The sequence below is a fragment of the Streptomyces sp. NBC_01450 genome, from assembly GCF_036227505.1.
GTDB lineage: Bacteria > Actinomycetota > Actinomycetes > Streptomycetales > Streptomycetaceae > Streptomyces.
The window spans coordinates 105946-132058 of record NZ_CP109480.1 but is presented as its reverse complement, the minus strand read 5'-3'; the positions used below and the strand labels follow the sequence as shown (position 1 = coordinate 132058).

24 protein-coding genes and 4 pseudogenes are annotated in these 26113 nt (G+C 69.6%); 16 read left to right on the top strand and 12 right to left on the bottom strand.

Features of this window, described 5'->3' with window-relative positions:
- Positions 1-523: 523 nt before the first annotated feature.
- A complete protein-coding gene (locus OG568_RS00600) occupies positions 524-1303 on the bottom strand; it encodes an anti-sigma factor (RefSeq protein WP_329529795.1) in 780 nt (259 codons plus the stop codon).
- Positions 1304-1328: 25 nt separating this feature from the next.
- Positions 1329-1931 carry a sigma-70 family RNA polymerase sigma factor gene (locus tag OG568_RS00595; protein WP_329529794.1) on the bottom strand — a complete coding sequence of 201 codons (603 nt, stop codon included), beginning with the start codon at positions 1929-1931 and terminating at the stop codon, positions 1329-1331.
- 1033 nt (positions 1932-2964) lie between these two features.
- On the opposite strand from OG568_RS00595, the gene OG568_RS00590 reads away from it, so the two are divergent.
- From OG568_RS00590 to OG568_RS00570, 5 genes and pseudogenes are all read left to right on the top strand, one after another.
- On the top strand, positions 2965-3258 hold the full coding sequence (locus tag OG568_RS00590; RefSeq protein ID WP_329529793.1) for a plastocyanin/azurin family copper-binding protein: 294 nt from the start codon (positions 2965-2967) through the stop codon (positions 3256-3258).
- Positions 3258-4268 carry a metallophosphoesterase family protein gene (locus OG568_RS00585; RefSeq protein WP_329529792.1) on the top strand — a complete coding sequence of 337 codons (1011 nt, stop codon included), beginning with the start codon at positions 3258-3260 and terminating at the stop codon, positions 4266-4268. Before OG568_RS00590 ends, OG568_RS00585 begins: the two co-directional genes overlap by 1 nt.
- On the top strand, positions 4265-4720 hold the full coding sequence (locus tag OG568_RS00580) for a hypothetical protein (protein WP_329529791.1): 456 nt from the start codon (positions 4265-4267) through the stop codon (positions 4718-4720). Before OG568_RS00585 ends, OG568_RS00580 begins: the two co-directional genes overlap by 4 nt.
- 113 nt (positions 4721-4833) lie before the next feature.
- Positions 4834-5319, top strand: coding sequence for a hypothetical protein (locus tag OG568_RS00575; protein WP_329529790.1), 486 nt, complete (start codon positions 4834-4836; stop codon positions 5317-5319).
- A 141-nt stretch (positions 5320-5460) separates the two neighbouring features.
- A pseudogene (locus OG568_RS00570) lies at positions 5461-6051 on the top strand (MBL fold metallo-hydrolase); the annotation flags it as partial.
- Between the two features lie 449 nt (positions 6052-6500).
- Here the strand turns inward: OG568_RS00570 and OG568_RS00565 are convergent.
- A pseudogene (locus OG568_RS00565) lies at positions 6501-6991 on the bottom strand (nucleotidyltransferase domain-containing protein).
- Between the two features lie 577 nt (positions 6992-7568).
- Here OG568_RS00565 and OG568_RS00560 point away from each other — a divergent pair.
- The gene (locus OG568_RS00560; protein WP_329529789.1) at positions 7569-8084 is read left to right on the top strand and encodes a hypothetical protein; all 516 of its coding nucleotides are present in this window, start codon (positions 7569-7571) and stop codon (positions 8082-8084) included.
- Positions 8085-8386: 302 nt separating this feature from the next.
- Here OG568_RS00560 and OG568_RS00555 read toward each other — a convergent pair whose 3' ends face one another.
- Entirely contained in the window at positions 8387-8563 is a 177-nt protein-coding gene (locus tag OG568_RS00555; RefSeq protein WP_266594409.1) for a hypothetical protein, read from the bottom strand.
- Between the two features lie 118 nt (positions 8564-8681).
- Here OG568_RS00555 and OG568_RS00550 point away from each other — a divergent pair, with 118 nt between their 5' ends.
- Positions 8682-9383 carry a DUF6461 domain-containing protein gene (locus OG568_RS00550; protein ID WP_329529788.1) on the top strand — a complete coding sequence of 234 codons (702 nt, stop codon included), beginning with the start codon at positions 8682-8684 and terminating at the stop codon, positions 9381-9383.
- Between the two features lie 23 nt (positions 9384-9406).
- Positions 9407-9568 (top strand): annotated as a pseudogene (locus OG568_RS00545) (kinase); the annotation flags it as partial.
- An 88-nt stretch (positions 9569-9656) separates the two neighbouring features.
- Here the strand turns inward: OG568_RS00545 and OG568_RS00540 are convergent.
- The 6 genes and pseudogenes from OG568_RS00540 to OG568_RS00515 form a co-directional block, all read right to left on the bottom strand.
- Positions 9657-9860, bottom strand: coding sequence for a hypothetical protein (locus OG568_RS00540; protein WP_329529787.1), 204 nt, complete (start codon positions 9858-9860; stop codon positions 9657-9659).
- Positions 9861-10130: 270 nt separating this feature from the next.
- The gene (locus OG568_RS00535; protein WP_329529786.1) at positions 10131-10304 is read right to left on the bottom strand and encodes a hypothetical protein; all 174 of its coding nucleotides are present in this window, start codon (positions 10302-10304) and stop codon (positions 10131-10133) included.
- A 904-nt stretch (positions 10305-11208) separates the two neighbouring features.
- Positions 11209-11907, bottom strand: a complete 699-nt coding sequence (locus tag OG568_RS00530; RefSeq protein ID WP_329536223.1) for a 2-phosphosulfolactate phosphatase — start codon at positions 11905-11907, stop codon at positions 11209-11211.
- 260 nt (positions 11908-12167) lie between these two features.
- Positions 12168-12641, bottom strand: coding sequence for a suppressor of fused domain protein (locus OG568_RS00525; protein ID WP_266594453.1), 474 nt, complete (start codon positions 12639-12641; stop codon positions 12168-12170).
- A 209-nt stretch (positions 12642-12850) separates the two neighbouring features.
- A pseudogene (locus OG568_RS00520) lies at positions 12851-13344 on the bottom strand (dihydrofolate reductase family protein); the annotation flags it as partial.
- A 112-nt stretch (positions 13345-13456) separates the two neighbouring features.
- Complete coding sequence (locus OG568_RS00515) at positions 13457-14128, bottom strand: IclR family transcriptional regulator (RefSeq protein WP_266594405.1); 672 nt, start codon at positions 14126-14128, stop codon at positions 13457-13459.
- A gap of 403 nt (positions 14129-14531) precedes the next feature.
- On the opposite strand from OG568_RS00515, the gene OG568_RS00510 reads away from it, so the two are divergent.
- The 7 genes from OG568_RS00510 to OG568_RS00480 all read left to right on the top strand — a co-directional run bounded on the left by OG568_RS00510 (position 14532) and on the right by OG568_RS00480 (position 22612).
- Entirely contained in the window at positions 14532-17408 is a 2877-nt protein-coding gene (locus OG568_RS00510; protein WP_329529785.1) for an AfsR/SARP family transcriptional regulator, read from the top strand.
- Between the two features lie 44 nt (positions 17409-17452).
- Entirely contained in the window at positions 17453-17662 is a 210-nt protein-coding gene (locus OG568_RS00505) for a hypothetical protein (RefSeq protein ID WP_329529784.1), read from the top strand.
- 348 nt (positions 17663-18010) lie between these two features.
- Entirely contained in the window at positions 18011-19936 is a 1926-nt protein-coding gene (locus tag OG568_RS00500) for a RiPP maturation radical SAM C-methyltransferase (RefSeq protein ID WP_329529783.1), read from the top strand.
- Positions 19918-20508: a DUF5825 family protein gene (locus OG568_RS00495; RefSeq protein WP_329529782.1), complete on the top strand. Its 591-nt coding sequence runs from the start codon at positions 19918-19920 to the stop codon at positions 20506-20508. The genes OG568_RS00500 and OG568_RS00495 overlap by 19 nt, the downstream gene beginning before the upstream one ends.
- A gap of 43 nt (positions 20509-20551) precedes the next feature.
- On the top strand, positions 20552-20893 hold the full coding sequence (locus OG568_RS00490) for a hypothetical protein (RefSeq protein ID WP_329529781.1): 342 nt from the start codon (positions 20552-20554) through the stop codon (positions 20891-20893).
- Entirely contained in the window at positions 20886-21833 is a 948-nt protein-coding gene (locus tag OG568_RS00485; RefSeq protein WP_329529780.1) for a hypothetical protein, read from the top strand. The genes OG568_RS00490 and OG568_RS00485 overlap by 8 nt, the downstream gene beginning before the upstream one ends.
- Entirely contained in the window at positions 21830-22612 is a 783-nt protein-coding gene (locus OG568_RS00480; RefSeq protein WP_329529779.1) for a class I SAM-dependent methyltransferase, read from the top strand. The genes OG568_RS00485 and OG568_RS00480 overlap by 4 nt, the downstream gene beginning before the upstream one ends.
- Positions 22613-22642: 30 nt before the next feature.
- Here the strand turns inward: OG568_RS00480 and OG568_RS00475 are convergent, their stop codons facing one another.
- Entirely contained in the window at positions 22643-23956 is a 1314-nt protein-coding gene (locus OG568_RS00475; protein ID WP_329529778.1) for an MFS transporter, read from the bottom strand.
- 382 nt (positions 23957-24338) lie between these two features.
- Entirely contained in the window at positions 24339-25553 is a 1215-nt protein-coding gene (locus tag OG568_RS00470; RefSeq protein WP_329529777.1) for an RNA-guided endonuclease InsQ/TnpB family protein, read from the bottom strand.
- Positions 25554-25603: 50 nt separating this feature from the next.
- Here OG568_RS00470 and tnpA point away from each other — a divergent pair, with 50 nt between their 5' ends.
- Positions 25604-26032: an IS200/IS605 family transposase gene (gene tnpA, locus OG568_RS00465; RefSeq protein ID WP_329529776.1), complete on the top strand. Its 429-nt coding sequence runs from the start codon at positions 25604-25606 to the stop codon at positions 26030-26032.
- The last annotated feature ends 81 nt before the right edge of the window (positions 26033-26113 follow it).

Sequence of the window (26113 nt, the reverse complement as noted above, 5' to 3'; positions counted from 1 at the left end):
TTCGGCTCCCCCCACGTCCGTGGTCTTCTTGGCGGCCCTCGGCGTGCAGATGCCCTGGATCCCCTTCTCCGCTCCGGGCTGCACGGACTTTGGAAGAGAGGGAGAGGCGGGCCGAGGGATGGGCGCAAGCAACTGTCCGGGCGATCCTGCCGCTGTGGTGCCGCACGTCCCCAGGGCCGGTGAGGTGCTGCAGCTGCTTCGCCTGTACAGCTGTCGTCAGGGGACTGTGTCGGCACCAGGGGCAGTCCTGCGGCTCGGCCGCGGGGGCCACCGCGGGCATCCGCCGGGCGCCCTTGTCGGACGATCTTGATCTCGCCGATTCCGGAGCCGTACGGCGTGGTGGGGTCGGTCGGCGACGGTGACCACGGGCGCGTCTTTGCGGCCGATGCGACGAGCACTGGCCGCCTCGATGACCATCGGCCGGACGCCCCGTGCGTGCTCACCAACGTGATCCACCGGCTTTGAGGACGGTCGGACACGCCGGAAGCCGGCCCGCCGCGGCGTCGGGCCGGCTCCCGGCACCTCATGCCCGGATCGTGACCAGCTTCTGACCGTTGTCCGCGTAGATCTCGAAGTGCTCGATGGCTGCCGGAGACATGGCAACCGCCCCGGGGATCGTGGTGCCGGGAGGGTACTCGCCCGCCCGCCAGGTAGCGGCGTCCGCCCGGGCCCCGCCGGGCCCGACCGCCTGCAGCCGGCAGGTGATGCCGGCGGGTGCCCCCTTGGCGGAGACCTGCAGGACACTGCCCCAGGCAGAGGGTGAGACCTTCACCGAGGCGGTGACGCCAGTGGCGGGATCGCTTCCGGAGAAGGTGCGCGTTGCGGCCGGTGCGGTCGGTGCGGGCCGCGTCGCCTGAGGGCCCACGGATCCGACGACCGCCAGCCATGTGCCGCCGGCCGCTGCTGCGATGAACATCAGGGAGGCGGCGGCGCCGGCCAGTTGCAGACGCCAGGTCCTGCGGCGCCGGGCCGCGGCTCGCTGGAGCAGCCCCTCCAGCACACCCGACTCGGGCGCCTGCGGCACCGCAGGCCGTGCGGGCGGGGAGCCCTGAGCGCTCTCGGCTGCCCGCGCCACCAGTCGATCGGCCAGGTCCCCGCCGACGGCCGGCACCGTCTGACCTGCGGCTTCTGCTGCGGTCACCGTCGCGAGCAGTGCGGGCAGCCCCGCCAGCTGGGCGTGTTCTGCCCGGCACTCGGCGCATCCCGCGAGGTGGGCGCGCACGTGTTCCATTTCCGCCGGGGGCAGCGTGCCCAGGACGTATCCTCCCAGCGCCACCCGGAGGGCGTCGTGCTCCGCGCTCATGGTCGCCACCTCCTGCATGCCGCGGTCATGGCTCGATGCCCCGTTCCTGCAGCACCAGCCGCAGGGCGTGCAGGGCGTAGTACGTCCGCGACTTCACGGTGCCCAGCGGGATGCCCAGCACCCGGGCGGCCTCCGCCATGGTCCGGCCCTGGTAGTAGGTCTCCAGCAGGACCGCGCGGTGGTCCGGGGACAGCGTCCGGATGGCATCGGCCACCGCCCAGCTTTGCAGTGCCTGCTCGATCTCGTCCTCGCCCGGTGCCTGCTCGGCGGCTCGCTCCAGCGCCTCGCCGCCGGCCTCGGCCGGTCTGGCCTGCCGGGCCCGGTGGGCGTCGATGACCAGGTGCCGGGCGACCGTGCACAGCCATGCCCGCGCCGGGCCGCGTGCCGGGTCGAACGCGGCGGGATGCTGCCACGCTCGCAGCAGCGTCTCCTGCACGACATCCTCCGCCCACTGCCAGTCTCCTGAGGTCAGTCGCAGCACGTAGTGGAACAGGGCTCCTGCGTGCTCCGCGTACAGAGTGCGCAGCAGTTCCTCGTCTGCGGTCGAAAGGGTCCCTTTACCGGAGACACGGTGCGCGGAGCGATCCGGATCGGTCCTTGGACCACGCTTTCGGGAACTCCAGGACATAAGTCGATCATCGCTCATATGTATTGCTTTGTCGTGCAACGTACGGCGTGGTGCAGGTGACGCTCTGCGAGCACCGCGGGCGCACGCCCCTGCCGGGCCTGACGGCACCGCCAGGGCCAAGCCGGGCGGAGCGCCGGGGGCCGGCTGGGCCGCGGCGACCGCCAAGAAGAATCACAAAAAGTGCATATCTTCCGAACCGGTCGCCCCTCGCCGCCCGTGGAGTCAGACAAGAGCCGGCTTACGCGGCATTCCTCCGCTATTCCGCTGTTCCCCGCGCGACAAGGATGGATCAGAGGTGACCGAGATAGGCAACGCGGCGCACGCGCTCACGGTGTCGGCCACGCCCGCGCCGCCCCGGCGCACCGGGCTCGGCACCACCGGGCAGCCCCGTGCCGGGCCCCGCGCACACCACGGCGACGGCCCTGCGGAGCGCTCGACGCGTACGGCGAGACAGCGATCGAGGGCTGCGCAACCACCAGGGCGGAACTCCACCCGCCCAGTGAGCGCAGCACCTGCACAGGCACCGCCGCACGGCGATACGTCACTCGCGGCCCCGGACGGGGAACTGCCGCATGTCGCCTGCGACTTCGCGGCATGCAAGGGCCGATGCGCAGCGCGGGGCCTGTCGAGGCCACCGGCCGGCACAAGGACAGCACCAGCGCTCGTTCGCAGGGGCCGCCAGGGGTACGCGGCCGTGACACGGCATCCACCACGCATCACTGCGGTTGCGTGTGCTCAGCCGGCGCATTCCCCATCTCTGCCTGATCAGTGAGGAACGAACACCATGTACCTGAACTTTCGTATGCCAGGCCGGCGATCACGCGCCGCGGCCGGGCTGGCCGTCGCCACCGCCGGCGCGTTGGGGCTCCTTGGCGCATGCGGCCAGTCGTCGCATTCCTCGTCCACCGGAACCGGTGCCATCAAACCCGGTCCAGGTCAGCACCAGACGGCCGGGATGCCCGGTGCCACCGGACCGGGGAATGCGGCGGGCTCCGCTCCCGGCGCCTCGCCGATGCCCGGCATGAGCATGCCCATGAGCCCCCCGAGCACGGGCACGTCGGCCGCGCCGGTGACCGGGGACGCCGTGGCGATCAAGAACTTCGCATTCTCCCCGGCCGCGCTCAAGGTCAAAGTGGGCACGACGGTGACCTGGACCAATCAGGACACCGATGCCCACACCGTCACCAGCGCGGGATCCGGCGGCCCGTTGCATTCGACAGCCCTGAACACCCACGCGACGTACAGCTACACGTTCACCAAGCCCGGCACCTACTCCTACCTCTGCACCATCCATCCGTTCATGACCGCCACCGTGGAGGTGACCTGATGACCAGCTACTACGACAGCCACGACAACCACGACAGCGCACCGGCCGGCGATGCCGAGCAGCCCGCCACGGAACACGGTATGACCCGGCGCCAACTCCTCCGCCACGCGGGCTGGTTCGGCGGCGCCGTGGTGCTGACCGTGGCCAGCGGAGAGGTGATCAGCCACATCGCCGACTCCCGGGAGACCAACTCCGTGGCCGCCGCCGGCGCCGCCGCAGCGGCGAACGGCTCGCTGCGGTTCGTACAGGTCTCCGACAGCCATATCGGGTTCCAGGGCCCGGCGAACATGGACGTGACCGGCTCATTCACCGAAGCGATCCACCAGGTCAACTCGCTCGGATTCAGACCCGACTTCGTCATGCACAGCGGCGACCTGACCCACCTGTCCACGGCCGGGCAGTTCGACCAGGTCAAGCAGCTGATGACTGGTATACAGACAGACCGCGTCTTCACCGTACCGGGCGAGCACGACTCCATCGGCGATGCAGGCCGCGCCTACCGGCAGACCTTCGGCAGGGGCACGCTCGGTGATGGCTGGTACAGCTTCGACACCCACGGCGTGCACTTCATCGCCCTGGTCAACACGATGAGCCTGGAGAAGCTCGGCCATCTCGGCAACGACCAGATCGACTTCGTCCGCAAGGACATCGCCGGACTGTCGTCGGACACCCCCATCGTGGTCTTCAGCCACATCCCGCTGTTCGCCATGTACCCGCAGTGGGGCTGGAGCACCGATGACGCCCTCAAGGTGATCGCCCTCCTGCGCCGCTTCTCCTCCGTCACCTGTCTCAACGGGCACGTCCACCAGCTGTTCACCAAGACAGAGGGCAACATCACCTTCCACTCCGCCACCACCACCGCCTACCCCCTGCCCAAGCCGGGCCATGGCCCCGCCCCCACTCCGCAGGTCGTCCCCGCCCGTCAGCTCAAGGACGCACTCGGCATCCGCACCGTCGGCTACCGCCAGGGCGACCGCGAACTGGCCATCAAGGATCGGAGGCTGGCATGAACACCCACAGACTCCTCGCCCCCACCCTGCGATCGGCGAGCGCCGCCACCCTCGCCGCCGGCGGATACATACACGCCCAGCTCTACGTCGACGAGTACCGCTTCATCCACATCATCGGCCCCCTGTTCCTGCTCCAGGCCAGCGCCTCCTTCGCCCTCGCCGCCCTGCTGCTGATGGGGACGCCACCCCTGCTGCTGAGAGCCGCCGCAGCCGGCATTGCGCTCGGCGCCCTCGCCGGCTTCACCGCCTCACGCACCGTGGGCGTCTTCGGATTCACCGAACACGGCCTGCAGCCCGCCCCACAAGCACTCCTCAGCCTCCTCACCGAGACCGGCACGCTGCTGCTCCTCGCGATCTGGCAGATGACCGTGACAAGACAACACCGCGCTGCCCGAACACCCGTCAGGACACCCGTCTGGGACCGGGCCACCATCCGCACACCACCCAACTGAACCACCACCGCCAAGGCGCCCGGGACGGCAGCGTCCTGGCTCGGGGGGCCCCTATGTCTTTGGCCAAGGGAAACGGGAGTGCGTTGGGCCGGGGAGCCGGGGAGCATGGTGGGGTGGCTGATCTGCTGTGGGATGACGTGAGCTGTTTCTTCGACCCGGACTTGATGGGGTCGCTGCCGGACGTGCGTGTCCCGAATGCCTCGGTGGAGGACTGGCAGGCGATCCTCGATCTTGTCGTGGAGCGGGGCTGGAAGTGCCAGTACTCCGAAGGAGAGACGGTGCTTGCAGTGCCCCGAGCAGAGGCTGTGCTGGGCCGCCCGGCGGATGCCGAGTGCCCGGAGTTGCGGGTCTGGCCGACTGCCGATGTGTTGGCGATCTTTCGTTTCGGTGCCGACGATGAAGTCGACTTCGACGTCGACCTGCGGGAGTTGCAGGGCCAGGAGCGACTTGATGTGTTCTGCGACTTCCTTCGCAGGATCGGGCGGCGGTTGGGCAAGCCGGTGCTGATGGATCCGGAGGGCGACTACGGGCATCCGGTGCTTGGCTTCGATGTCGAGACCGATCGCGTCGTGCTCCTCGCTGAGCCGCCGGTCAGGTGACTGCGGTGGGCGGCTGGGGTTCGTAGAAGGTGCCGTCGCGGAGCATGACGAAGAGGCCGTCGGCCCGACGCCTGGCGAGGCAGAGCAGGGCCTGGTGCTGCCGTCGCCGACCTCGATGAGGATGCGGGCTCCGCCCGGGCAGGCGTTTGCCCGCAGGACGTGGACACGGTGATCCGCGCCCATATCCACGGCGACCACGTCGGCTGGAACAGCCGCCTGACGGACGACGGAGAGTGGCGGCCGACCTTCCCCGACGCCCAGTACGTCATCCCGCGCGCCGGCTTCGACTCCTGGAACCCGGCCAACGGACACCGGACCCGCTCCGGCCCCCGGATGGCCAACGTCTTCGAGGACAGCGTCGCCCCCGTGCACCGGGCCGGACAGACCGTGCTGTGGGAGGGCGACCACTACGACATCGACGCCCAACTCCGTATCGAGCCCGCCCCCGGCCATACGCCCGGCTCCTCCGCGGTATGGCTGCGGTCGGGTACGGACCGGGCGGTGTTCGCCGGGGACCTGCTGCACAGCCCACTGCAGATCTCGGAGCCGGACGACTGCCCCAGCTTCGACGAGGACGAGCCCCGCGCACGGGACAGCCGGCGCCGGGTGCTGGGGGAGGCCGCGGACCGGGGCGCCCTGCTGCTTCCCGCGCATTTCCCCGGGCCGGGCGCAGCCGAAGTACGACGCGTCGGCGACCGGTTCGCGGTGAAGGAGTGGGCGGCATGGCGATGAGGGCGTTCTGCGGCACCGGCATCCCGGAGCGCACCGGCTGGTGAGCCTTCCCGAAGAGCCCGCGGGTACATCTGCCCGGGTCCCTTCTCGCTGAGCTTGGATGAGTCTCACTGACCTGAGCGGGGGAGCCTCGAATCTCATGTCCGAGGGCTGTTGTCGAGGGGGCGGTCACCCACTGGGGTGACTCGCGTCCCGCTCCATGTGGCTTGTCTCCCGGCATCCGTGATGGTCGAGCCACGGGTGGGGCACCAATCCTGCGGGGTGGGGCTCCGCCGGAGGTCTCGGGTTTCGATCTGGCCTGGCTGGAGCGTGCCCCACGAGATACGGAAGCCGTTGGGGTACGCGGTGGAGGTGCTTTCGAGGCCGTTGCTCCGGTCCGGGACTTCCCGTCGTACCGGAGAGCACAGCCACCTGCCCGCCGAAGCGGCACGGCGGCTTGGCCTTGCTCCTCAGAAGTGGGTGGGATCCCGAAGACTCGGCGGAGTCGAGCCATGTCGTGCCGATCGCGGTCCGTGGGCGCGTATCCCTGATGGAAGTAGACCTGCTGCTCGGCGGACAGACACGGGACAGCCGTCCTCTTGATGGTGCCTGTCACGAAGCATGAGGAGGGATAGATGAAAGGACGCTCCGCTTCGGGCGACGCCTGCACCGCCGAGCCGTCATGGGCGAAGGCCAGCGGATGGAGGTCGATCTCGCGCCCATCCGGCGCCGTCATGACGAATCGGATCGGCCTCCAGTCAAGGCTCTCCACGAAATTCGCGTCGGAGAGGGCCGCCACCGCAGTGTCCTCCTGGTCCTGCCGGTGCATCAGATCCAGGTCGCGATGGTCTCGGGTCTGCTCGCCGACCAGAGCGTCGATCCCCCACCCTCCACCGATCCAGACATCCACCTCTGCCCGTCTCAACAGGGCCAGGACGAACAACACGTCGTCAGCTGTCATCACCTGAGGCAGGCTAGAAGCGGTCACCCCGGACAGCGAACGGTTTCCTTCCGCCCGCGGCCGGCGGGCGGTGGGCGGTGGCTGGGGTGGTCATCCGCTCGTGGAAGGCGCGGGGAGTGGGTCGAACAGGGCGCATTCCTCGGGCGTAGGCCGCTGAAAGAACCGGATTGCGTCATCAAGCCGCGAGTCCGTGATGTGGAACGTCCCTGACGGCAGTGGGGCGTCCAGCACACGTAGGGCGACGCTCCACCGCACCCGCTCGACCGGACTTGGGCGGCACGCGGCGAGGTTCACCGGCGCGGGCCGGCTCTCGCTGAACGTCAGACCTGACCTGGAAACCGCCCCCTCCCATGAGAACTCTGGAAGCAGGCATCTCAGCAGGGGCGGCCTTGACGGTGACGGTGGTCCAGCCGGCGGGCACGGCCGGCTCGGGGCGTGCCCCCGACTCCAGTCCGTTGAGCAGCTGATCACGGTCGATGCCGGCGGCGGCGTATCGCCGCACCGGTTTCACCACCGCCGGCACCCCTGAGAACGCTCTGAAACCGCGCTGAATGGGGGGTCGGCCACGCTCCGCGGCATGACGACGACGACCCCGCCAGGGGCAGCGGACCGGGAGGGGATCACCATGAACGGCCTGCGACTGATCCGTCGGCACGCGGCGGCCTTCGGGCGCTTCGCCGGGCTGGGCAGCGGGATCACCCTGGCTGCCTCGGCGACCCTGGTCCTGCTGTCGCAGTGGATCCCGTGGATGGCGGCGAACGCACTCACCACCCTCGCCTCCACCGTGGTCGCCACCGAGCTGCACGCCCGCGTCTCGTTCGGCCACGGACGGCCCGGTCTGGCCGGCCACCTGAAGAGCGCGGCCACCATGGCCCTCGGCTGGCTGCTCACGTCCGCCGCGGTCGGCTCGCTGGCCGCGCTCCGCCCCGGCGCCGGACTCGTCCTGCAGCAGACGGTGTACCTGTCGGCCACCGCGCTCGTCGGGATCGGCCGCTATCTCGTGCTGCGTCTGACGGTGTTCGCGGAGCGCGCCCCGCGGCCCCGGACCGGCGGCGGCCTCCGGTTGCGGGCCGCGTACGACGCGGCGGCGTGAGGGCCGGCGGAAAGTACCGCGGCCCGGGGTCGGGGCGGGCTGTGTGTCCCTCGGGGGTCGGCAGGAGCGGATGGACGTGCGGCTGGCCGTCGGCCTCGTGGGTCGACGGCCAGGCCGGACACGTCGGCCCGCTCTGCAAGGCGGCGGCTGTCGGGGGTGGATCAGGTCGCGGGTGCCGGCGAAGACGAGAATTCCTGAGCCACTTCGAACGGCGGCGGGTTGCCCTCGGCGACTGTGGCAGATCCTATTCGGCCCCGTGCATTCATGAGCACAACTGTCTTCGCTGCCCCCTGCTCCACCCCTCACCGACCCAGCGGGCCCGCACCCTCCAGATCCGTGACAACCTGCCCGCCCGGATCGCCGCAGCGGAACGCGAAGGACGGACCGGTCAGGTCGAAGGGCTCAAGGTCAGCCTTGCGGGCGCGAAGGAGAAGCTCGCCCAGCTCGGCGAGATGGCCCGGCGAGCGAGCACCGTCCACCTCGGTATCCCCGAGTTCCGCGCTATCGCCGGCCGCACTACCGAGCTTCCGGGCACCCGCCCATCGGCCGCGGCCCTGAGGTGTGCTCTGCCACAGGCCCCTGGCAGCATGGCCGCTCATGAACATTGAGTCGTCCGATCGCTCCTGGCTTCGAGACTTCCACGGTGGTTACCTGCTCGAGGGATACACCCTGACGCTGGTCCGCGGGCTTTCCCCGCAAGAGTTCCTCGACCGCATCGGCGCTGACCCGACAGGAGACTTCACCGGTTTCAAAGCGTTTGCCGCCCGGGATCGTGAGTTCCAGGGGGATCAGACGGACTGGGGCGACTTCATGTTCGTTGGCGCCACCCACGTCCGGGGCAAAGACGCTGACTGGGTCCTCGCCTTGGAAATCAACGGCGGCATCGAGATCCAGACCGACGGCATGAAGAACGCTACCCGTGGCACCCGGGGCGTCTCCCACTTCCGCAGCCCTAACGCCATGACCCTGTTCTCCTGGTGGGAGGACGGCGAACTGCGCACCCGGTTCGAAGGTCCTCTCCACCGCGACGGCACCACTCCCGACGAGCTCGTCGACCTCATGCACCAAGTGGGCTTCGACTTCGAAGACGGCGGATGTGGCCTCGAGGAGTACGTTGCACTCGCCGAAGAGCTCACCGGGGTCCACGTGACCCCGGGCATGCTCGAAAACGGCACATACTCCACGGGCATCGTCGAGGTGCCCACCGAAGACTGGACCCGTGTCATCGTCGACGTCACAGACGCCCATGGCACCAGCACCTACGTCGAAATCCCCAACCCCTCGCATGATCAGCGTTAGATCATGCGGTAGTTCAGAGCATGAACGCCGGGTACCACGACGTCGTCGTCGAAGGCACCCTCTACGCCGACCGCTACGGCGACATGCTCGCCCAATCGCGCGCCGACCACCGTGGCCCGACCCACGGCTACTACCTGGACGTGCCGTTCGCCGAAACTCTCGCCCGGCACGCCACTGAACCGATGCTGCTGCTTTCGTCCCTCCCTGCTGGAGTTGATGGAGAGGGAGGGCGGGATGGGCGGCGCGGGTCGCGGCCGGGGATCGGGGCCGCGCTCAGCCGGCTGCGCGTCGGCCGGGGCTGTCGCGCTCGGGCCGCACCAGCGCGACGTTCAACGTCTTCCTGGTGCCCCACCCTGTGGAGAACGCCCAGCCCGTCCAGGGATGGCCGCGCCCGGCCCGAGCGAGCAGGCCGACGAACGTGCTTCTGGCCGTCCGGGTGGGATCGGTGGTACGGCCGCGGTGTACTGGGGCCCCCATCGTCGTCGTACCTGCCGAGCAGCAGACTGCGAGGAGCGGCCACAGGGCCGGTGACCGCACCGACGACCGCCTGGGCACAGCGCGCAGCCGGTTCTGCGACCGTCCGGAGGCGAGTTGACCCTCCTCCCACACGATCAGCTCACCGTTTGTGCGAGTTACCACGGGAGTTCTGGCATGCCGACGAAGGTCGCACAGAAACAGCAGGGGACGGTTTCCCACCGGATGAACTTCTGGGGACCACCCGGCAGGCCCGTCCACCGTGGCATGGGACTACGGGGGCATGCCGTGGGAGATCGTGCAGCCCGACGACGGGCTCTCGGCGGCCCGGCGATCGGTGCGCTGCCGGGCGTGCGGCAAGGAGCTGACCTTCACCGTGTACAGCGTCACGGGTACCGGACGACGGCAGGCGCGCTGGCGGGCGTTGGCCAGGGGCGGTCTTGGCACCGCTTGGAGCGGGAGTCGCGGTCTTGTTCAGCGGCGCCATTGTCGGTGTGGGAGTCGCGCTTGTGATCGCGGGTCCTATCCTCGGGTTGGTGTTCGGGATGGCCGCCTCGGATATGTTCGGGAGCAGTACGAGGCAGCAAGAGACCGGTTCGCGAGGCACGTCTGCCTGGCTTCGGGTGGTACCGGTCCGAAGTAGTGACGAACGCCTTGAGAACGATCAGTCCCGCTGGGCCTCGCGGGGTGGTCCGTGCAGGGGCCTTTGCGGGTGAGGCGCCTGCTCATGAGGGTAATGAGTGACCAGGTCAGTTGGGCTTCGCCGTAACGACAGCGCCTCGCCGCGCGCGCCATTGAGGACGAGCTCTGGGCGGAATGTGCCGCACGCCCTGGAGCCGCCGGCCGGCTCCGGCTGAACGGCTACACCCCGGACATGCTCGACCGTGACATCAATGGCAAGACCGCGCCGATCAGATGCTGCGCGAGGGGCGCTTGAGCGCCGGCCCTGTCCAGATCGTCATCAACACCTTCCGCGAAGCCGACATCTGAGAACAGTGGTCCCCCCGGTCGAAAGAGCCGCTTCACGCATCAGCCAGGGCTCAGCCCGACGAGAGCCGGACGGGCGACTGGCGGCATCGATGCTGACCTGGGGTGACGCGTTACGTGAGGCGTCCGGGACGCACTCAGACGGTTCAGAAGCTGTGAATGAACTGTCTGCGAGTGCGGCGATGGATTCAGGACTCACCCCCGATCCACGGGCGGGGGCGATGGGTTGGGACGCGCTGGGGCTATTGCCAGGGCAGCATCATCGACACCGGCACCGGCATTGGATCCTGGCGACTGGCGCGGGCGGCAGAGCCCGCCCGGACCGGGTGAGATCTGCCGCCTGAGAGTCCAAAGTTCCAGCAGGTCAGCGGAGACTGGACGGGATGTCAGGCACCGCAACGGGACGGAGCACCGTGAGAGAGTCTTCCTGACGAGCCATCATCGCAAAGGAGAACTTGTCGATTTCCAAGCAGAGATCGACATCGTCTGGGTGGTATCCGCTCCGCAGCCCGCCGGCGAGGTCTGCCGCGGCACGAGAAGTCCTCGCGCGGTGGAGATACGGGGCCGCCTCAACTTCGCCTCCGGCCATACATTGACCAATGTATTCAGCGCAGGCCAGGTCCTCGTCGGCCTGGCCTCCCTCACCGGTGACAACGAACGTCACCGGACCGGAATCCTTGGCCTGCAGGAACCGCGCGGTCGGGCCGGCCACTACGAAGCTCGCGCACAAGACCAGCGGCGCGTTCGCGACGGCCAGCGCGCCCACGGTTCCTGCCGTCGTCTTCTGCACCAGCGTGCGGCCAGCGAAATCGCATGACCTGAGCAAGCCAGGTGAGTTCACCGCGTCGAAGCCCTCTGCTGGAGCTCCGTCCTTCAAAGCCAGCCAACCCGAGCGGCTCTCCTTCAAGGCAAGTGCCTCACTCTCCGTCGAGGCCAGGATGATCCTCTCGACTCCACGCGAGAAGGCCCAGGCAGCCACGGTGAAGGCGCGCATGACGTCGATGACGACTGCAACACGGGGAACGCCGGTCAACTCCGGGATGCCAACGAAGTGATGGTCCATCGCATTATTCTGACGCCCCTGGATCATCCGAAGGGCACGATAGATCGGGCTGCCGTCGGGATGACGGTCAGCGAAGCGGTTCTGGCACCAGCCGAATCCCGTCGTCAAGACGAGCAGTGGGAAGAGTAACTGGGCCGACAGTTCGGGGCTGTGAAAGAGGTCTTGCTCCGGCTGGAGGAGTTGCTGTTCCAAGCGGGTCCTGCCCGCCTGGCATTCCCGGCGAATGAGTCATCCAGATCAAGGCTGGTGTACCACTGAGGTCAGACCGCGGGGCGGCGCAGCACGTCCGTGGGCTCCCAATCGCTCTTCCAGAAGGCTTCGAGCCCGTGCTCGTTGATGAACTGCCGCTCAATCTCGTGGATGGGGTACATCCCTTGGATGTTGATCACGTCGTGACCCTCGTGTCCCGGAACGCCAACGTCAATGCCCAGGTAGTCATCTCTGTCGAGGACCATCGGCGCGAAGACGCAGAACGCCGTCATCTCCGACTCTGGCACGATCCGCTCGCCGAAGTTGATGGTGCTGCCGTAGCTGAAGGGACAGGTGCCACGGAGCTGCTCGGCAAGGAAGCCCACCGCGTGCGCCCAGATCACGTTGGTCGAGTTCACGCTGAGACAGAGTTCCGGCGAGCCGTGCTGCCAGTCCGGATGTTCCGCCAGCGACAAGCCGTAGGTGAGCGTCGTGAGAAGTCCATCCGGCAGGTCGTCGTACACGATCTCTGTCACGCCACGCATGCCCTGTTTGGTCGACTCGACAGGGAAGAACCGAGGCTCCCTTGCCCCCGAAAGCCGATCAAGATGGGCGAGGTACTTCTCTACGCGACTGACCATGCAACCAGCCTGCACCATCACTCACAGGTGGACGCCACCTGGGGCGTCACCAGTAACGCTCCGCAACGGGTCCACAGAACTTGAGCCAGAACCCGAACTCCTGCGCAGCGGGGGATGTGCAGAGACAGTGTGTCGACCAGCCCGGCGTCGAGTGCCGAGCGATCGTGGCGCCGCCGCCCATGAGGACGACGTCGAGTTCCTTGCCGCTGTCCGACGACGCCGCCTCGGAGCGCTCGCGGGCGGCGGTGACGGCGTCGGGCAGACCGGTGGTGACGAACGTCCAGCCGAGGTCGGTGAGCCGCACCGGCTTCGGCGGCGAGCTCGTCACGACGACGAACGCGGGCTCGCCGACCTCGTCGGCGCCGTAGCCGGTCGTGTCGTCCCAGCCGTTCGGTCCGTCGACCACGTCGAGGAGACGGCGGCCGAGGACGACGGCGCCCGAGCGTGCGGTGCCCTCGCGCAGGACCCAGCGGTCGTCGCGGTCGTCGGAGAACGCCCAGGTGTGCGGGGCCTCGCCGCCGGTGCCCAGACCGTTGTCCGGGCCGGGGCCTGGCCCGGTGACGAAGCCGTCGAGGGAGACCGAGATGTCAGCGATGACGCGAGTCATGCCGGGGCAGACCCGATCCCCAGCCCGAACTCATCGCGCACGCATGAGGCATGTGTGGGATGCGAACCCGATAGCCGCGGAGCAGAGGTCCGCCGGTCCGTCAGTTTCCGGTTCACCGGCCGCGCAGGCCCACGCTGATCACGCGGCCGGCCTGCCGGGCGGCTTCCGCCAGCCGTTCCAGGCGGTGCGCGGGATCGGTCAGGACGCAGAGGGCCGCCACCGGGGCGCCGTCCGCTCCAAGCAGCGGTACCGCCGTGCAGCACACCCCGCTCATCACTTCCTCCTGGTCGAATGCGGCACCCCGGTCCCGGATCGCGGCGGCCTCCTGGAGCCAGGACGCGGGAAGCGGCCCCAGCAGGGGATGGGGATGGGCCCCGGCCACCAGCACCTTGCCCGCCGCGGTGAACCACGGCCAGGTCGTACCGGTCCGCAGCGGGACCGGCTGCTCGGCCTCGCCGGGACTCCACTCCACCATCAGGGTCTCGCCCCTCCACAGCACGGCGATCCCCACCGTCATCCCCGTGATCTCCACCAGACGCCGCACCGGTTCCCTCGCGGCGGACCTCAACCGGGGATGCGGCTGCCACTCGCGCCCGAGGCGGAACATCCGCAGGCCCACCCGGTAACTCCCGCGGCACCGCTCCACCGCACCCAGGTCCGCCAGCTGTTCCAGCAGCCGGTACGCGGTCGTCTTGGGCAGCCCGCATTCGGACGCCAGCCTGGTCGGCCCGGCCTCCACGGCCCGTTCCACCGCTTCCAGCAACGCGAAAGCACCTTCCAGCACGCTCCGTCCGCCAACGCCCGCCGCCGAAGGCGCACCAGCCGTGGCAGTCGCACCAGCCGCGCCTGCGGCCACACCTGCGGACTCGGATGCCGGTGCCGGTGCCGGTGGTGGCGGCGGTGGCGACGGAAGATTTCCCGGCATGACCTCCGGCATGACCTCCGACCGCTGCACCGCCACCAGCATCCCCGGTGCGATCACTCCACGTCCGGTCACGCTCCCGCCTCCCCCGTCTGCCCGTTGCGCGGCCGGCAGGCGACGGCCCCTGCCGCCGTGCTCGGACGGGGCGCGGTCATGGCCCGTCCGTTCGACCGCACCCCAGCAGACTGGCACTGGAGTGTGGCTTGAAACCTTGTCGAATGCTTGTCGCCCAGGGGAGACGCTTCCCGGAGGGGAGGCAGACGACATGGTGGACGTGCAGTTGCTCGGTCCTGTGGAACTGTCGGTGGGGGGCCACGTGGTGGAGGTGGGCCCGCCGCAACGCCGTACGGTGATGGCCGCCCTGGCGGTCGACGTCGGCCGGCCCGTCGCCGTCGACGTGGTCATCGAGCGGGTCTGGGGCACGCGTGCGCCGAACGGGGCGCGGGCCGCGGTGCACGCCCATGTCGCCCGGATCCGGCGGATGTGCGAACAGGCCGCCGAAACGGCGAGAGAGCCCTTACGCCTGGTGCGGCGCTCAGGCGGGTACCTGCTGGAAGCCCGCCTGGACCAGGTGGACGTGTACCGGTTCCGGCAACTGATCGACCAGGCACGGGCGGTGGAGCGGAGCGACCCGGCGCGGGCGGCGCGGCTGCTGGGCGACGCACTCGGCCTGTGGCGCGGAGACCCCCTGTCCGGTCTGCAAGGACAGTGGGCGGCGCGGATGCGCGAGGCCTGGCGGCGTCAGCGCCAGGACGCCGCCGTCGGGTGGGCCCGCGCGGAGCTGCGCCTGGGTGATCCCGCGTCCGTCATCGGCCCGCTGACTGGCCTGCTCGGTGAGTATCCACTGGCGGAACCCCTGGCAGAAGCACTGATGCGAGCGCTGCACGACACCGGGCGCAGCGCGGAGGCACTGGACTGCTACGCCGCCGTCCGTGAGCGGCTGGCGGAGGAGCTGGGCACGGATCCGGGAGTGGCGCTGCGGCAACTGCACCAGGCGATCCTGCGGGGCCACCAGTCCGAGTCCGCTTCGCGGCCCAAGCCCCCGATGCAGCCGCCGTCCGCGGCGGCGCGACCGGGCGACCGTCCCGCCCAACTGCCCATGGCCGTACGCGGGTTCACCGGACGTGACGAGGAACTGGCCCACCTCGCGGCGATCCTCGCCTCGGCGGAGGGAGAATCCGCGGCGGTGGTGATCTCGGCGGTGTCGGGCATGGCGGGGGTCGGGAAGACGGCGCTGGCGGTGCACTGGGCGCGCCGGGTGGCAGGCGCGTTCCCCGACGGGCAGCTGTATGTGAACCTGCGGGGATTCGATCCGCAGGGGGCGGCGGTGCCTCTGACGGAGGCGGTACGGGGGTTTCTGGACGCCTTCGGGGTGCCGCCCGAGCGGGTGCCGCCGGGGCTGGAAGCCCAAGTAAGCCTGTACCGGAGCCTGTTGGCGGGGCGCCGGATCATCGTGGTGCTGGACAACGCGCGGGACGAGGAACAGGTCCGTCCGCTGCTGCCGGGCGCGGTCGGCTGCATGGCGCTGGTGACCAGCCGGAACCGGTTGACCGGGCTGGCGGTGACGGAGGGTGCGCATCTGCTGGCGGTCGACTCGCTGAGTCCGGACGCGGCGCGGGACGTGCTGGCGGAGCGGCTCGGAGCGGGACGGGTGGCGGCCGAGCTGGAGGCCGTGGCGGACATCGTCGCCTCGTGCGCGGGACTGCCGCTGGCGCTGGCGGTGGTGGCGGCCCGTGCGGCCGTACAGCCGCGCAGGCCGCTCAGAGCGCTGGCGGATGAACTGCGGCAGGCGGGCGGCCCGCTGGACGCACTGGACGGGGGAGAGGAGGCCAGCCAGGTGCGGGCGGTGTTCTCCTGGTCCTACAGCGCGCTCAGCATCGGTGCGGCCCGGATGTTCCGGCTGCTGGCGCTGCATCCGGGGCCGGACGTGGGAGGGGCGGCGGCGGCCGCGCTGGCGGGGGTGTCGCCGGAACGGGCCCGGGGACTGCTGAGCGAACTGACCGGCGGGCACCTGCTGGCCGAGCACGTACCAGGACGCTACACGTTCCACGACCTCCTGCGGGTGTACGCCGGGGAGCTGGCGGCCGCCTACGACGGTGAGCGGGTACGGCGGTCGGCGCTGCACCGGATGATGGATCACTACCTGCACACCGCGAGGGCGGCCGATGTCCTGGTGACCCCGCAGCCCAATCCGGTGGCGACGGGGCCGGCCGCGCCGGGGTCCAACGTGGGGGAGCCCGCCGACTACGGGCAGGCGCGGGCCTGGCTCGTCGCCGAGCACGCGGTACTGCTGGAGATCGTGCGGCAGCCGCCGCCGGACTTCGACGGCCATGTGTGGCGGCTGGTCACGGTGCTGACCAGCTTTCTGGACCGGCACGGGTACTGGCAGGCCTTGCTGGCGGCCGGGCGCAGCGCGCTGGCGGCGGCCCGACGCGAGGGCGACCTCGCCGGACAGGCAGGTTCCTACCGCGGTCTGGGGCTGGCGCTGGACCGGCTGAAGCGCCCGGGGCCGGCCCGGGAGCACTACCTGCGGGCACTGGAGCTGTTCGGCACACTGGGCAGCGACGCGGGGCAGGCCCGTACACATCAGCATCTCTCGCGGATGTCGGGGGCACAGGGCCGCCCCCAGCAGGCGCTCGAGCACGCGTACCGGAGCCTGGAGCACTACCGGAGGGCGGGCGACCGGGCGGGACAGGCCGCGGCGTTGAACCACATCGGCTGGCGGCAGGCCAACCTCGGCGACCACCTCGGCGCGCTGGCACACTGCGAGCAGGCCCTTGAGCTCGCGCACGAGGCCGGGGACGTGGACGGGCAGGCCCACATCCTGGACAGTCTGGGCTACATCCATCATCACCTGGGCCGGTACCGGCTGGCGGTCGACTGCTACCGGCAGGCGGCGGAGCTGTTCCGCGCCACCGGCGAGCGCCGCAGCGAGGCCGCCTGTCTGCTCTGCCTCGGCGACACACATCGCAGCGCCCACCAGCCCGACGCGGCCCGCGGCGCCTGGACCCGGGCCCTGTCCCTCACCGGCGAACTCGGCCTGCCCGACGACGACTTCCTGCGCGCCGAAATCCTCGACCGCCTGAGCTCCGCGGCCACCTCCGGCAGGCCCTCCGGCCACATCCCGGTCCTGCCCCAGTAGGCCCGGGCAGCGGACCGGCCGTTTCGGGCCTGCGGTTCCGCTGAGTGGAACAGGGCACGACAGGCCGTTCCACGCCCGCCACACTCTCGGAGAGTTACGACGTGCTGGCGCTGTTTTCGCACCTTTCGAGTGCCGGTTCCATCGAGCGGCGGAGGGGAGGGAACATCATGGAGAAGACCGTCGTGGAGAACGACCCGCAGATCGACGATCCGGATTCTGCCCTGGTCACAGTGGGAGTCAGCGTCAGTTTCTGACGCTGTCCGGAAGGACCCGACCGCATTCCCGGGGGGTCCATCAGACGCTTCCGGTGCAACCCGAAGATCCGGTCGCACCGGAAGCGTTCAAAGAACATCGGCATGGCAGGGCCACCTCGTCGGGGCGAGCCGAATGCCGTGCCCGCCCTGTCACCATCGAGCGGCCGGGGGAGGAGCGCCATGGAGAAGACCGTTGTGCACAACAATCCGCAGATGGAAAACCGTAAAGACGTCGATTCGACAGTGATATCGGTGATGGTGGTAGTCAGCTTCTGACCAGCGCGGCCTCGCTTCCAAGCCTTGCTCCGTGCTTCCGCCCGGGAGACACGGGCTCACGCCGGAGGGCATATGAAGATCACGCTGGTCTGCATGCCGTGGGCCACGACAGCAACCCCTTCGCTCGCACTCGGGATCCTTTCGCGAAGGATCGCGGACACCTTCCCGGAAATCGAGACGAAGACCGTATACGCCAACATCGAGTTCGCCGACTGGATGGACCAGCAAGGAGGACTCGGCGCCCCGGAGTTCAGCTTTTTCTCCCTGCACAGCTATTTTCTGGGATGCGGCGACTGGGTGTTCTCTTCCGCCCTCTACAAGGACCCTTCGTGGCGGGTCGACGAGTTCACCGCCGGATTGAAGGGAAAGATCACGGACAACCAGTTGGAGACATGTCTGCGACTGCACCGGATCGTTCCCGATTTCATTGAAGCCACCGCACAGCAGATCGTCGCCGACGGCCCCGATCTCGTGGGCGCGACCTCGACGTTCCAGCAGAACGTGGCGTCACTCGCACTGCTGCGCCGGATCAAGGAACTGGCCCCCGGCACGACGACCGTCATGGGCGGAGCCAACTGCGACGGCCCGCAAGGGGAGGCGCTGCACCGCAACTTCGACTTCCTCGACTACGTCGTACGCGGCGAGGCGGAGCGGACGTTCCCCCAACTTGTCGAGGCCCTTCGCACCGACGGCGAGCCGGACACCTCGCACATCCCCGGCCTGTGCCGGCGTGACGGCAGCGCCAGCGTGAGCAACCCCTCCACCGAGCGGCTCCTGGCGCCGTCCGAGATCCCCGCGCCCGACTTCGACGCCTACTTCGAGCGCCTCAGGCGCTCGCGCGTGCAGTCCTGGTACGAGCCGGTGCTCGTGGTCGAGGGCGCGCGCGGCTGCTGGTGGGGCGAGAAGCACCACTGCACGTTCTGCGGACTCAACGGTTCGGCGATGACCTTCCGCAGCAAGAGCCCGCACACCTATCTGGAGGAGATCCTCACGCTCGCCGGGCGCCACCATGTGCTGGACTTCTACGCCGTGGACAACATCCTGGAGATGTCCTACCTCGACTCCGTCCTGGACAAGCTCGCCGAGGCCCCCTTCGACCTGCGCATCCAGTACGAGGTCAAGTCGAACATGAAGCTGCCGCAGATCGCCCAGATGCGCGCGGCGGGTGTGGTCAGCGTCCAGCCGGGCATCGAGAGCCTCAGCAGCCGCGTGCTGAAGATCATGGACAAGGGCGTGAGCGGCACCCACAACATCCGGTTCCTCCGGGACGCCGAGACCCACGGGCTGTCGGTGGCGTGGAACTACCTGTACGGGTTCCCGGGTGAGACCCAGGACGACTACCTGCCCCTCATCGAGCAGTTCCCGGCCCTGTACCACCTCCACCCCAGCACCGGAGCGAACAGGATCGCGCTGGAGCGTTTCAGCCCCTACTTCGACCGCCCCGAGCTGGGCTTCGCCGACCGGCGCCCGAACCCGCAGTACCAGATCACCTATGACCTCCCGGAGGCCGAACTGACCGATCTCGCCTACCTGTTCGACACCCCCGCCCAGGGCATTGACCGCAAGCTCGCCGAACGGCTCGCCGAAGCCCTTCAGGAGTGGGCCGACAACTACATCCGCAGCAGCCTGTCCTACGCCGACCTCGGTGACCGCATCACGCTCACCAACTCCCGGCCGGGCTTCTCCTGGCGGTCCATGACCCTGGAGGACCCCGTCGAGGCCGAACTGTTCCGCGCCCTGCACGACCCCAGGTCCGTCGCTCAACTGGTACGCCGCACGGCCCAGGCCGGCCGCGCCTGGGACGAGAGCCGCGTCGAGGCCCTGCTGGGCGACTGGCGACGACAGGGGCTGATCTTCGTCGAGGCCGACCGTGCCGTCCACCTCGCCACCGAGGACGAGAACCAGTTGCTGTGCCGCATCCGGCGCGACTCGCAGAGCGGCGGACCCGAGCTGGCCCTGGAACTCGCCGAGGAGCCCACATGCGTGACGATCTCCTGACCCCGCCGTCCACCACCGCGGACGGCTCGCTCCCCACGCGTCAAGTGCACGACCTGTACGCGCGCGGCGTGCGCTACGCCGAACTCCACGAGCCCGTCAACCTGAGCTCGCCCACCCCCCGCGATCTGCGCGCCCTCGACTTCGTCCGGGTCGCCACCGCCCGCGGCCTGCTGGTGCGCTGGCAACTGCGGGCAGGCCGGCGCGCCGATCCGGCCCTGACCGCACGCGACCTGACACACCTTCAGCCCCCGGCCTCCCTCGACGGCGCCCGCCCGGCCGAACGTCTCACCGAGTGGCGCAACCGGTTCTACATCGGCCGCTGCGTCTGGCGCCGAGGCCCCGGCTTCGTACAGATCCGCGACCGGCGGGACGGAGTACTGCAACGCTTCAACCTGCTCCAGCCCGCATACGTACAAGCGGTGACCCTGCTGGAGCAGCAGCAGATGAGCGGCGTCGATCCCGATGTCCTCGTGGCGCTGCGCGCCGAGCACCTCGTGCTGGACTTCGGCGGCCTCGACTGGTGGGCTCCCTGCCTCATCGACCGGTGGCCCGTCCCGTCCATGGTCCTGTGACCGGTGCCCCCACCTCCTGACCCGACCACCCGAAGGAGCCGGCATGGTCAATGACGTCGCGGCCGCGGTCCTCGCCTGCGGGGCCGTGGCCTGGCTGGTGTGGCGCGGGTTCTTCACCGCACCGGGGTCCTTCGGCTCCTGGGCGATGTTCTCCCACATCGGCGGCTACCGCGCCCGGCTGCACGACGTACGCGACGGGCGGCCCGTCTGCCCCTGGGAGTACGAACTGCGCCAGGACCACTTCGGCTCCGCGGACGCGCTCGCCTCGCTGGTGCGCTACCTCGATGAGGAACACGGCCTGCGTGTGGTCGGGGACGGCGTACTCCTGGTGCCTTTCGGCCACATCAGGATCGCGGTCAGAAACGGCAGGATCGTGCGTGCATGACCTGGTGGCGACCGCTTTCCCGGTCCACGGCACGGCGGCCGGACCGGCGCTGTGCTGCTTCCGCCTGATCCTGGCAGCCGCCCTGCTGTGGAAGATCACCGCCGACCACGTCTACGGCATGGCACGGTTCTTCGACCTCCACCCCAAGTCACTGGTGCGCTGGCGCTACGAGCAGGACGACATGGCCGTCAAGGTGCTGCTGAGCCCCACGGCGTTCAAGGTCTTCTACACCGCCCGGGCCGTGGCGATGCTGTGTCTGCTGGCAGGGGTGCTCACCCCGCTCGCCGCGGCAGTCGTGGCCGCCTGGTGCATGTTCGAGTTCACCTTCGACCGCAAGTTCAACACCCTCTTCCTGGGCATGATGTGCGTCCCCTTCGTCTTCGCCTCCGGGGCCGACGCCTATCTGAGCCTGCAGTCGCTGCTGGACGCCCCCTCCCCGGCCGCGTTCTTCGACCCCGCGCGGGCACCCGCGCCAACAGGACCCTCCTGGCCGCAGGCCGCCGCCGTCGTGCTGATGTTCCAGGTGTACTGGAGCAGCGCCTGGTTCAAGGCCGCCTCCCGCCAGTTCACCAGCGGGGACACTCTGCAGAAGATGTTCGAGCAACTGGCCGCTCTGCGCGACGAACTGCCCCCGGGACGGCGCGAATACTATTTCCCCGACTGGTTCACGCGCCGTGTCGCCACCGCCGACCCCGCGCTCGCCGCCCGCCGCTGGCTCCTGCCCTCACTGGCGACGATCGCCGTGGAGGCCGCGCTCCCTCTCCTGCTGATCTTCCCGGCCACCTGGCCGGCGGGCGCACTTCTCGGCCTGCTCACACACGCCGCCTTCACCGCACTGCTGCCCAAACGCCTCGTACCCTTCAGCCTCGCCTCGGTGGGCACCTATGTGCTCTTCCTTCCGCAGCACACGTTCGTGACCCTGATCGGAGGACTGACGTGACGGACCAAGCGGCCTGGGCACCCACCAGCTTCGGCGCCCGCGCGCACGACTACGACCGACTGCGCCCCGGCTACCCCCTCGAAGCCCTCACCGAGACCCTGGCCGCCCTGGGCGCCGGCCCGCCGGGTACCGCACTCGACATCGGATGCGGAACCGGCAAGCTCGCGGCCGCGCTGACGACGCTCGGCCACGAGGTCACCGGGGTCGAGCCGGACCCACGGATGGCGGAGGTCGCCTCGGCAGGCGGGCTGGCGGTCGAGGTCGGCGCGTTCGAGACATGGGAGCCGGACGGCAGGCGGTTCGACCTGGTGGCATGCGGCCAGGCCTGGCACTGGCTGCGCCCCGGACAACGGACACAGAAGGCAGCACGGTGCCTCGGCGCGAGTGGCCGGATCCTGCTCGCCTGGAACTTCGGCTCCTACGCGCTGCGCGACGCGCCCCGTCTCAACGAGGTCTATGCCGCTGTCCTCCCCGGCGGCCTGCCGGCCGGGCCGGGCGGCCGGGTCTCCCTGTCGGAGTCCGACCTCGACGGCTACGCCGAGGAACTGCGATCCCACGGATTCAGGCACGTGACCCAGACCGCCGTGCCCTGGCAGACCCGCCTCACCTCCCGGCAGTTCTGCGAACTGCTGGCCACCGAGAGCCGCCACCTCGCCCTGCCCGAGGCGCTGCGGCGGCGGCTGCTGAGCGAGGTCGCCGCCTTCCTCGACGCCGAGAAAGGCGGCGAGATCGGCGTCGACTACACCTGCCTGGTCGTGGGAGCGTCCGCCGCCGGGTGACGCCGCCGAGCCCCGGCCCGGCGGCCCGTCTCACACGACGCTCTGCCCGTCCGGGTCGGCGCGGGACTCCGATTCCCCGCCGCCCTCCGGCGGCTGGCCCAACTGGCGCACGACCGGCACGACATGGTTGGCGACCGCCAGCAGCGCCAGGCCGACGGCGATGGCGATCAGAGGGACCTGGACTCCGAGACCGTCCGCCAGCGCGCCGCACACCACCGGGGCGAGCCAGCCGCACGACTGCGAGGCCATGTTCGCCGATGTCATGACGCGTGCGGTCATCGCGTCCGGAACCATCGCCACCATGCCACTGGCGAACACGACGTTCAGCGGAGTCACGAAGAGGATGCTCGCACCCAGACACAGGGCCGCCAGCCACGGCCGGGACGCCAGCAGCACGATCCCGCCGACGCCCGCGGCGACCATCCAGGAGACGATCAGGATGATCCGGTAGCCGGACAGGCGTCGCACGACCCATCCAGCGGCGAGCGCGCCGCCGAGACCGCACGCGGTGGCGATCGACTCGGCCGCGCCGATCTGCGAGGGCGACGCGCCGTGGTGCCGCAACGTGACGACGAACATGAAACCGATTCCGGTGAAGAACAGGTTCATCAACGCCATCCACAGCAGTGCGTACCGCAGGAACGCGCTGCCCCGGATGAACGCCAGCCCCGCGCCCAGGTCGCGGCGCAGCGCAGGGCGGCCGGCGGACCGCTCGGTGGCGTCGGGTCCCAGGGGGGTGCGCAGGAACAGGCAGGCGAGGGCGACGGCCCCGAAAGACAGGGCGTCCACGAGGAACGGCGCCCAGCGCGCCCATGAGAACAGCGCCCCGCCGAGCGGTGCTCCGGCCAGCTGGGCACCGTAGTCACGTGCCTCGACCCGGGCGAAGGCGGTCCTGACCTGTGACGCGGGGACGATGCGTTTCACCAGCGGTGCCGCCGCGCCGGCGAACGCCGCCGACGCCAGACCCTGCACCAGCGCCACAACCGCGATCAGCGGCAGCCACAGGCGCCCGGCGGCCACGATCCCGAAGACGACACCCATGGCGGCCAGTTGGACCAGTGAGGACCCGATCAGCAGAGCACGTCTCGGATAGCGGTCGGCGGCCACCCCCGCGGGCAGCAGACCGGCCACCAGACCCACACTGCCGCAGGTACCGACACCCCCGGCAGCGGCGGCGGACCCGGTGGAAGCCAGCACCAGCAACGGGAACGCCAAGGTGGAAACACTGGTGCCCAGCCTCGACACCGCCACCCCGGACCACCAGATGTTGTAGTCCCGGTTCCGCCACAGCGGGGTGGGCTCCGGCCCTTGTGGATCGGCTTTGCGTCCGTCGTGTTGGGCCACGGTTCAACGTATCAGCCGCCCACCGAAGCGTGTCGACCCGCGAGCAGACAAGAATGGCCCAACTGGCCTTAGAAGGAGGCTAGTTGGCCGAATTGGTCACCGCATCCTCGGCGCGGGCGGCGGAGCCGTGGAGCAGGCTGAGTCCCGGCTCGGCGGCCTCTTCACTTCAGCGCCCGAAGCCGCTTTGTGAGACTGGCGGGCGGCGTCGCGACCCGCTCCGGACGCGGGCTCACCCGAACGCGCGTACGTGTCGGCGGGGCATCGGCAGCGGGGCGTGGTGAGGTGATGCGGGCGGCGGCAACCGGGCCGGGAGCGCCGGCTCGCCGCCCGTCTGTTCCTTGTCGAGGTGACTCCTCCCCCGGCTGAAGCCGGGGGCTTCTCGTTACGCCGGGTTGGCGTCGCGACGGACCAGCCCGGCCCGTAGAACGTTGAGTGCTCCCACCGTGTCGGCGTGCGCGTGGTGGCCGCAGGCGACGCAGTGGAATTTTTCCTGTGTGGGCCGGTTCTCCTTGGCGGTGTGCCTGCATGCGGGGCAGGTGCGGGAGGTGTTGCGGGGGTCGACGGCGATCACTTCCCGTCCGGCGCTTTCAGCCTTGGCGTGCAGGATCGTCAGGAACACCCCCCATCCGGCATCGTTGATCGACTTGTTGAGTCCGGCCTTCGCGGCGGCCCCGTTGGGCAGGAAGGTGCCCGGCCGGCCGGGGTCGGGTTTCGGTGCGGGGGCCTTGCTCATGTTGCGGATCTTGAGGTCTTCGTGCGCGATGAAGTCGTGTGCGCGGACCAGGCCGAGCGCGGTCTTGTGCGCGTGGTCGAGCCGCTGGCGACGCACCTTGCCGTGCAGCTGGGCGACCTTCTCCACCGCGCGCCGGTGGTTGGCCGTGCGGTCCTTCGCCTTGCAGCGCGGGAACCGGGACAGAGCCTGCTGCGCTGCTTCGAGCTTGGCGGCCGCACGGCGGCCGTGGCGCGGGTTGGGCACGAACCCGCCGTTCGAGTCGGCGAGGAAGCTCGCGATGCCCAGATCGATGCCGGCCGCGGAGCCGGTCGCGGGCAGCGGTTCGGGCTGGCCCTGCTCGGCAGTGACCACGACGAACCACTTACGGCCCTCGCGTTTCACGGACACCGTCTTGACCTTGCCGACCACGGCGCGATGCTGGTTGACCTTGACGTGGCCAACGCCCTGGAGACGGACGCGGGTGACGGGGTCGTGCGGGGTGGAGTCCCACCGGCAGCCGTCGCCGTCCTTGGGGAACTCGACCGCGTCGAACCAGTTCACCCCACGAAAGCGCGGGTAGCCGGGCGTGTCGCCGGACTTGACCCGGCGGAAGAACGCGGCGAACGCCTTGTCCAGTCGGCGCAGTGTCGCCTGCTGCGAGGAGAACGACCAGCGGCCCTGACGTTCCGGGTCGAACGCCCGGATCTCCTTCAACTGAGCGGACTGCTGCCCGTACTTGACGCTCGTCTTCGACACGTGCCGGTAGGCGTCGCGGCGTTCCTGCAAGGCCCCGTTGTAGAGGGAGCAGTGATCCCGCAGCATCTCGCCCAGCGCCTGCCCCTGGCGGACGGTGGGCCGCAGGAGGAACTTGTACGCACGGATCATCCAGCCCACCCCCTCCGGCCAGGTTCGCTTGATCCTACTACACTTGGCGTATGTCACCACGCTGGGAACCAGATCCCGATATCCGACGGGGAAACCATGTCATCTACAACCTGCATGCCCACTTGGTGTTTGTCACGAAGTACCGGCGAGAGGTCTTCAACGACGAGATGCTGACGCGCTGCGAGGCGATCATGCGGGACGTGTGTGAGAGCTTCGGCGCCCAGCTGCACGAGTTCAACGGCGAAGGCGATCACGTCCACCTGCTCGTGCACTACCCGCCGAAAATCGCCCTGTCCAAGCTCGTCAACTCCCTCAAGGGCGTCAGCTCCCGATACCTGCGGGCGGAGTACACCGGCCGGATCAACCGGATCGGCACGGGGTCCGTGTTCTGGTCCCCGTCGTACTTCGCGGGGTCCTGCGGCGGCGCACCGCTGAGCATCGTCAAGGACTACATCGAGAACCAGAAGCGGCCAGTCTGACCGTCATCCCCGAAGACGCAGAGAACTCCGGCGCTTCGCGCCTCCGGATCAAGGATCGCATTCCCGCCCGGTCTGAAGGCC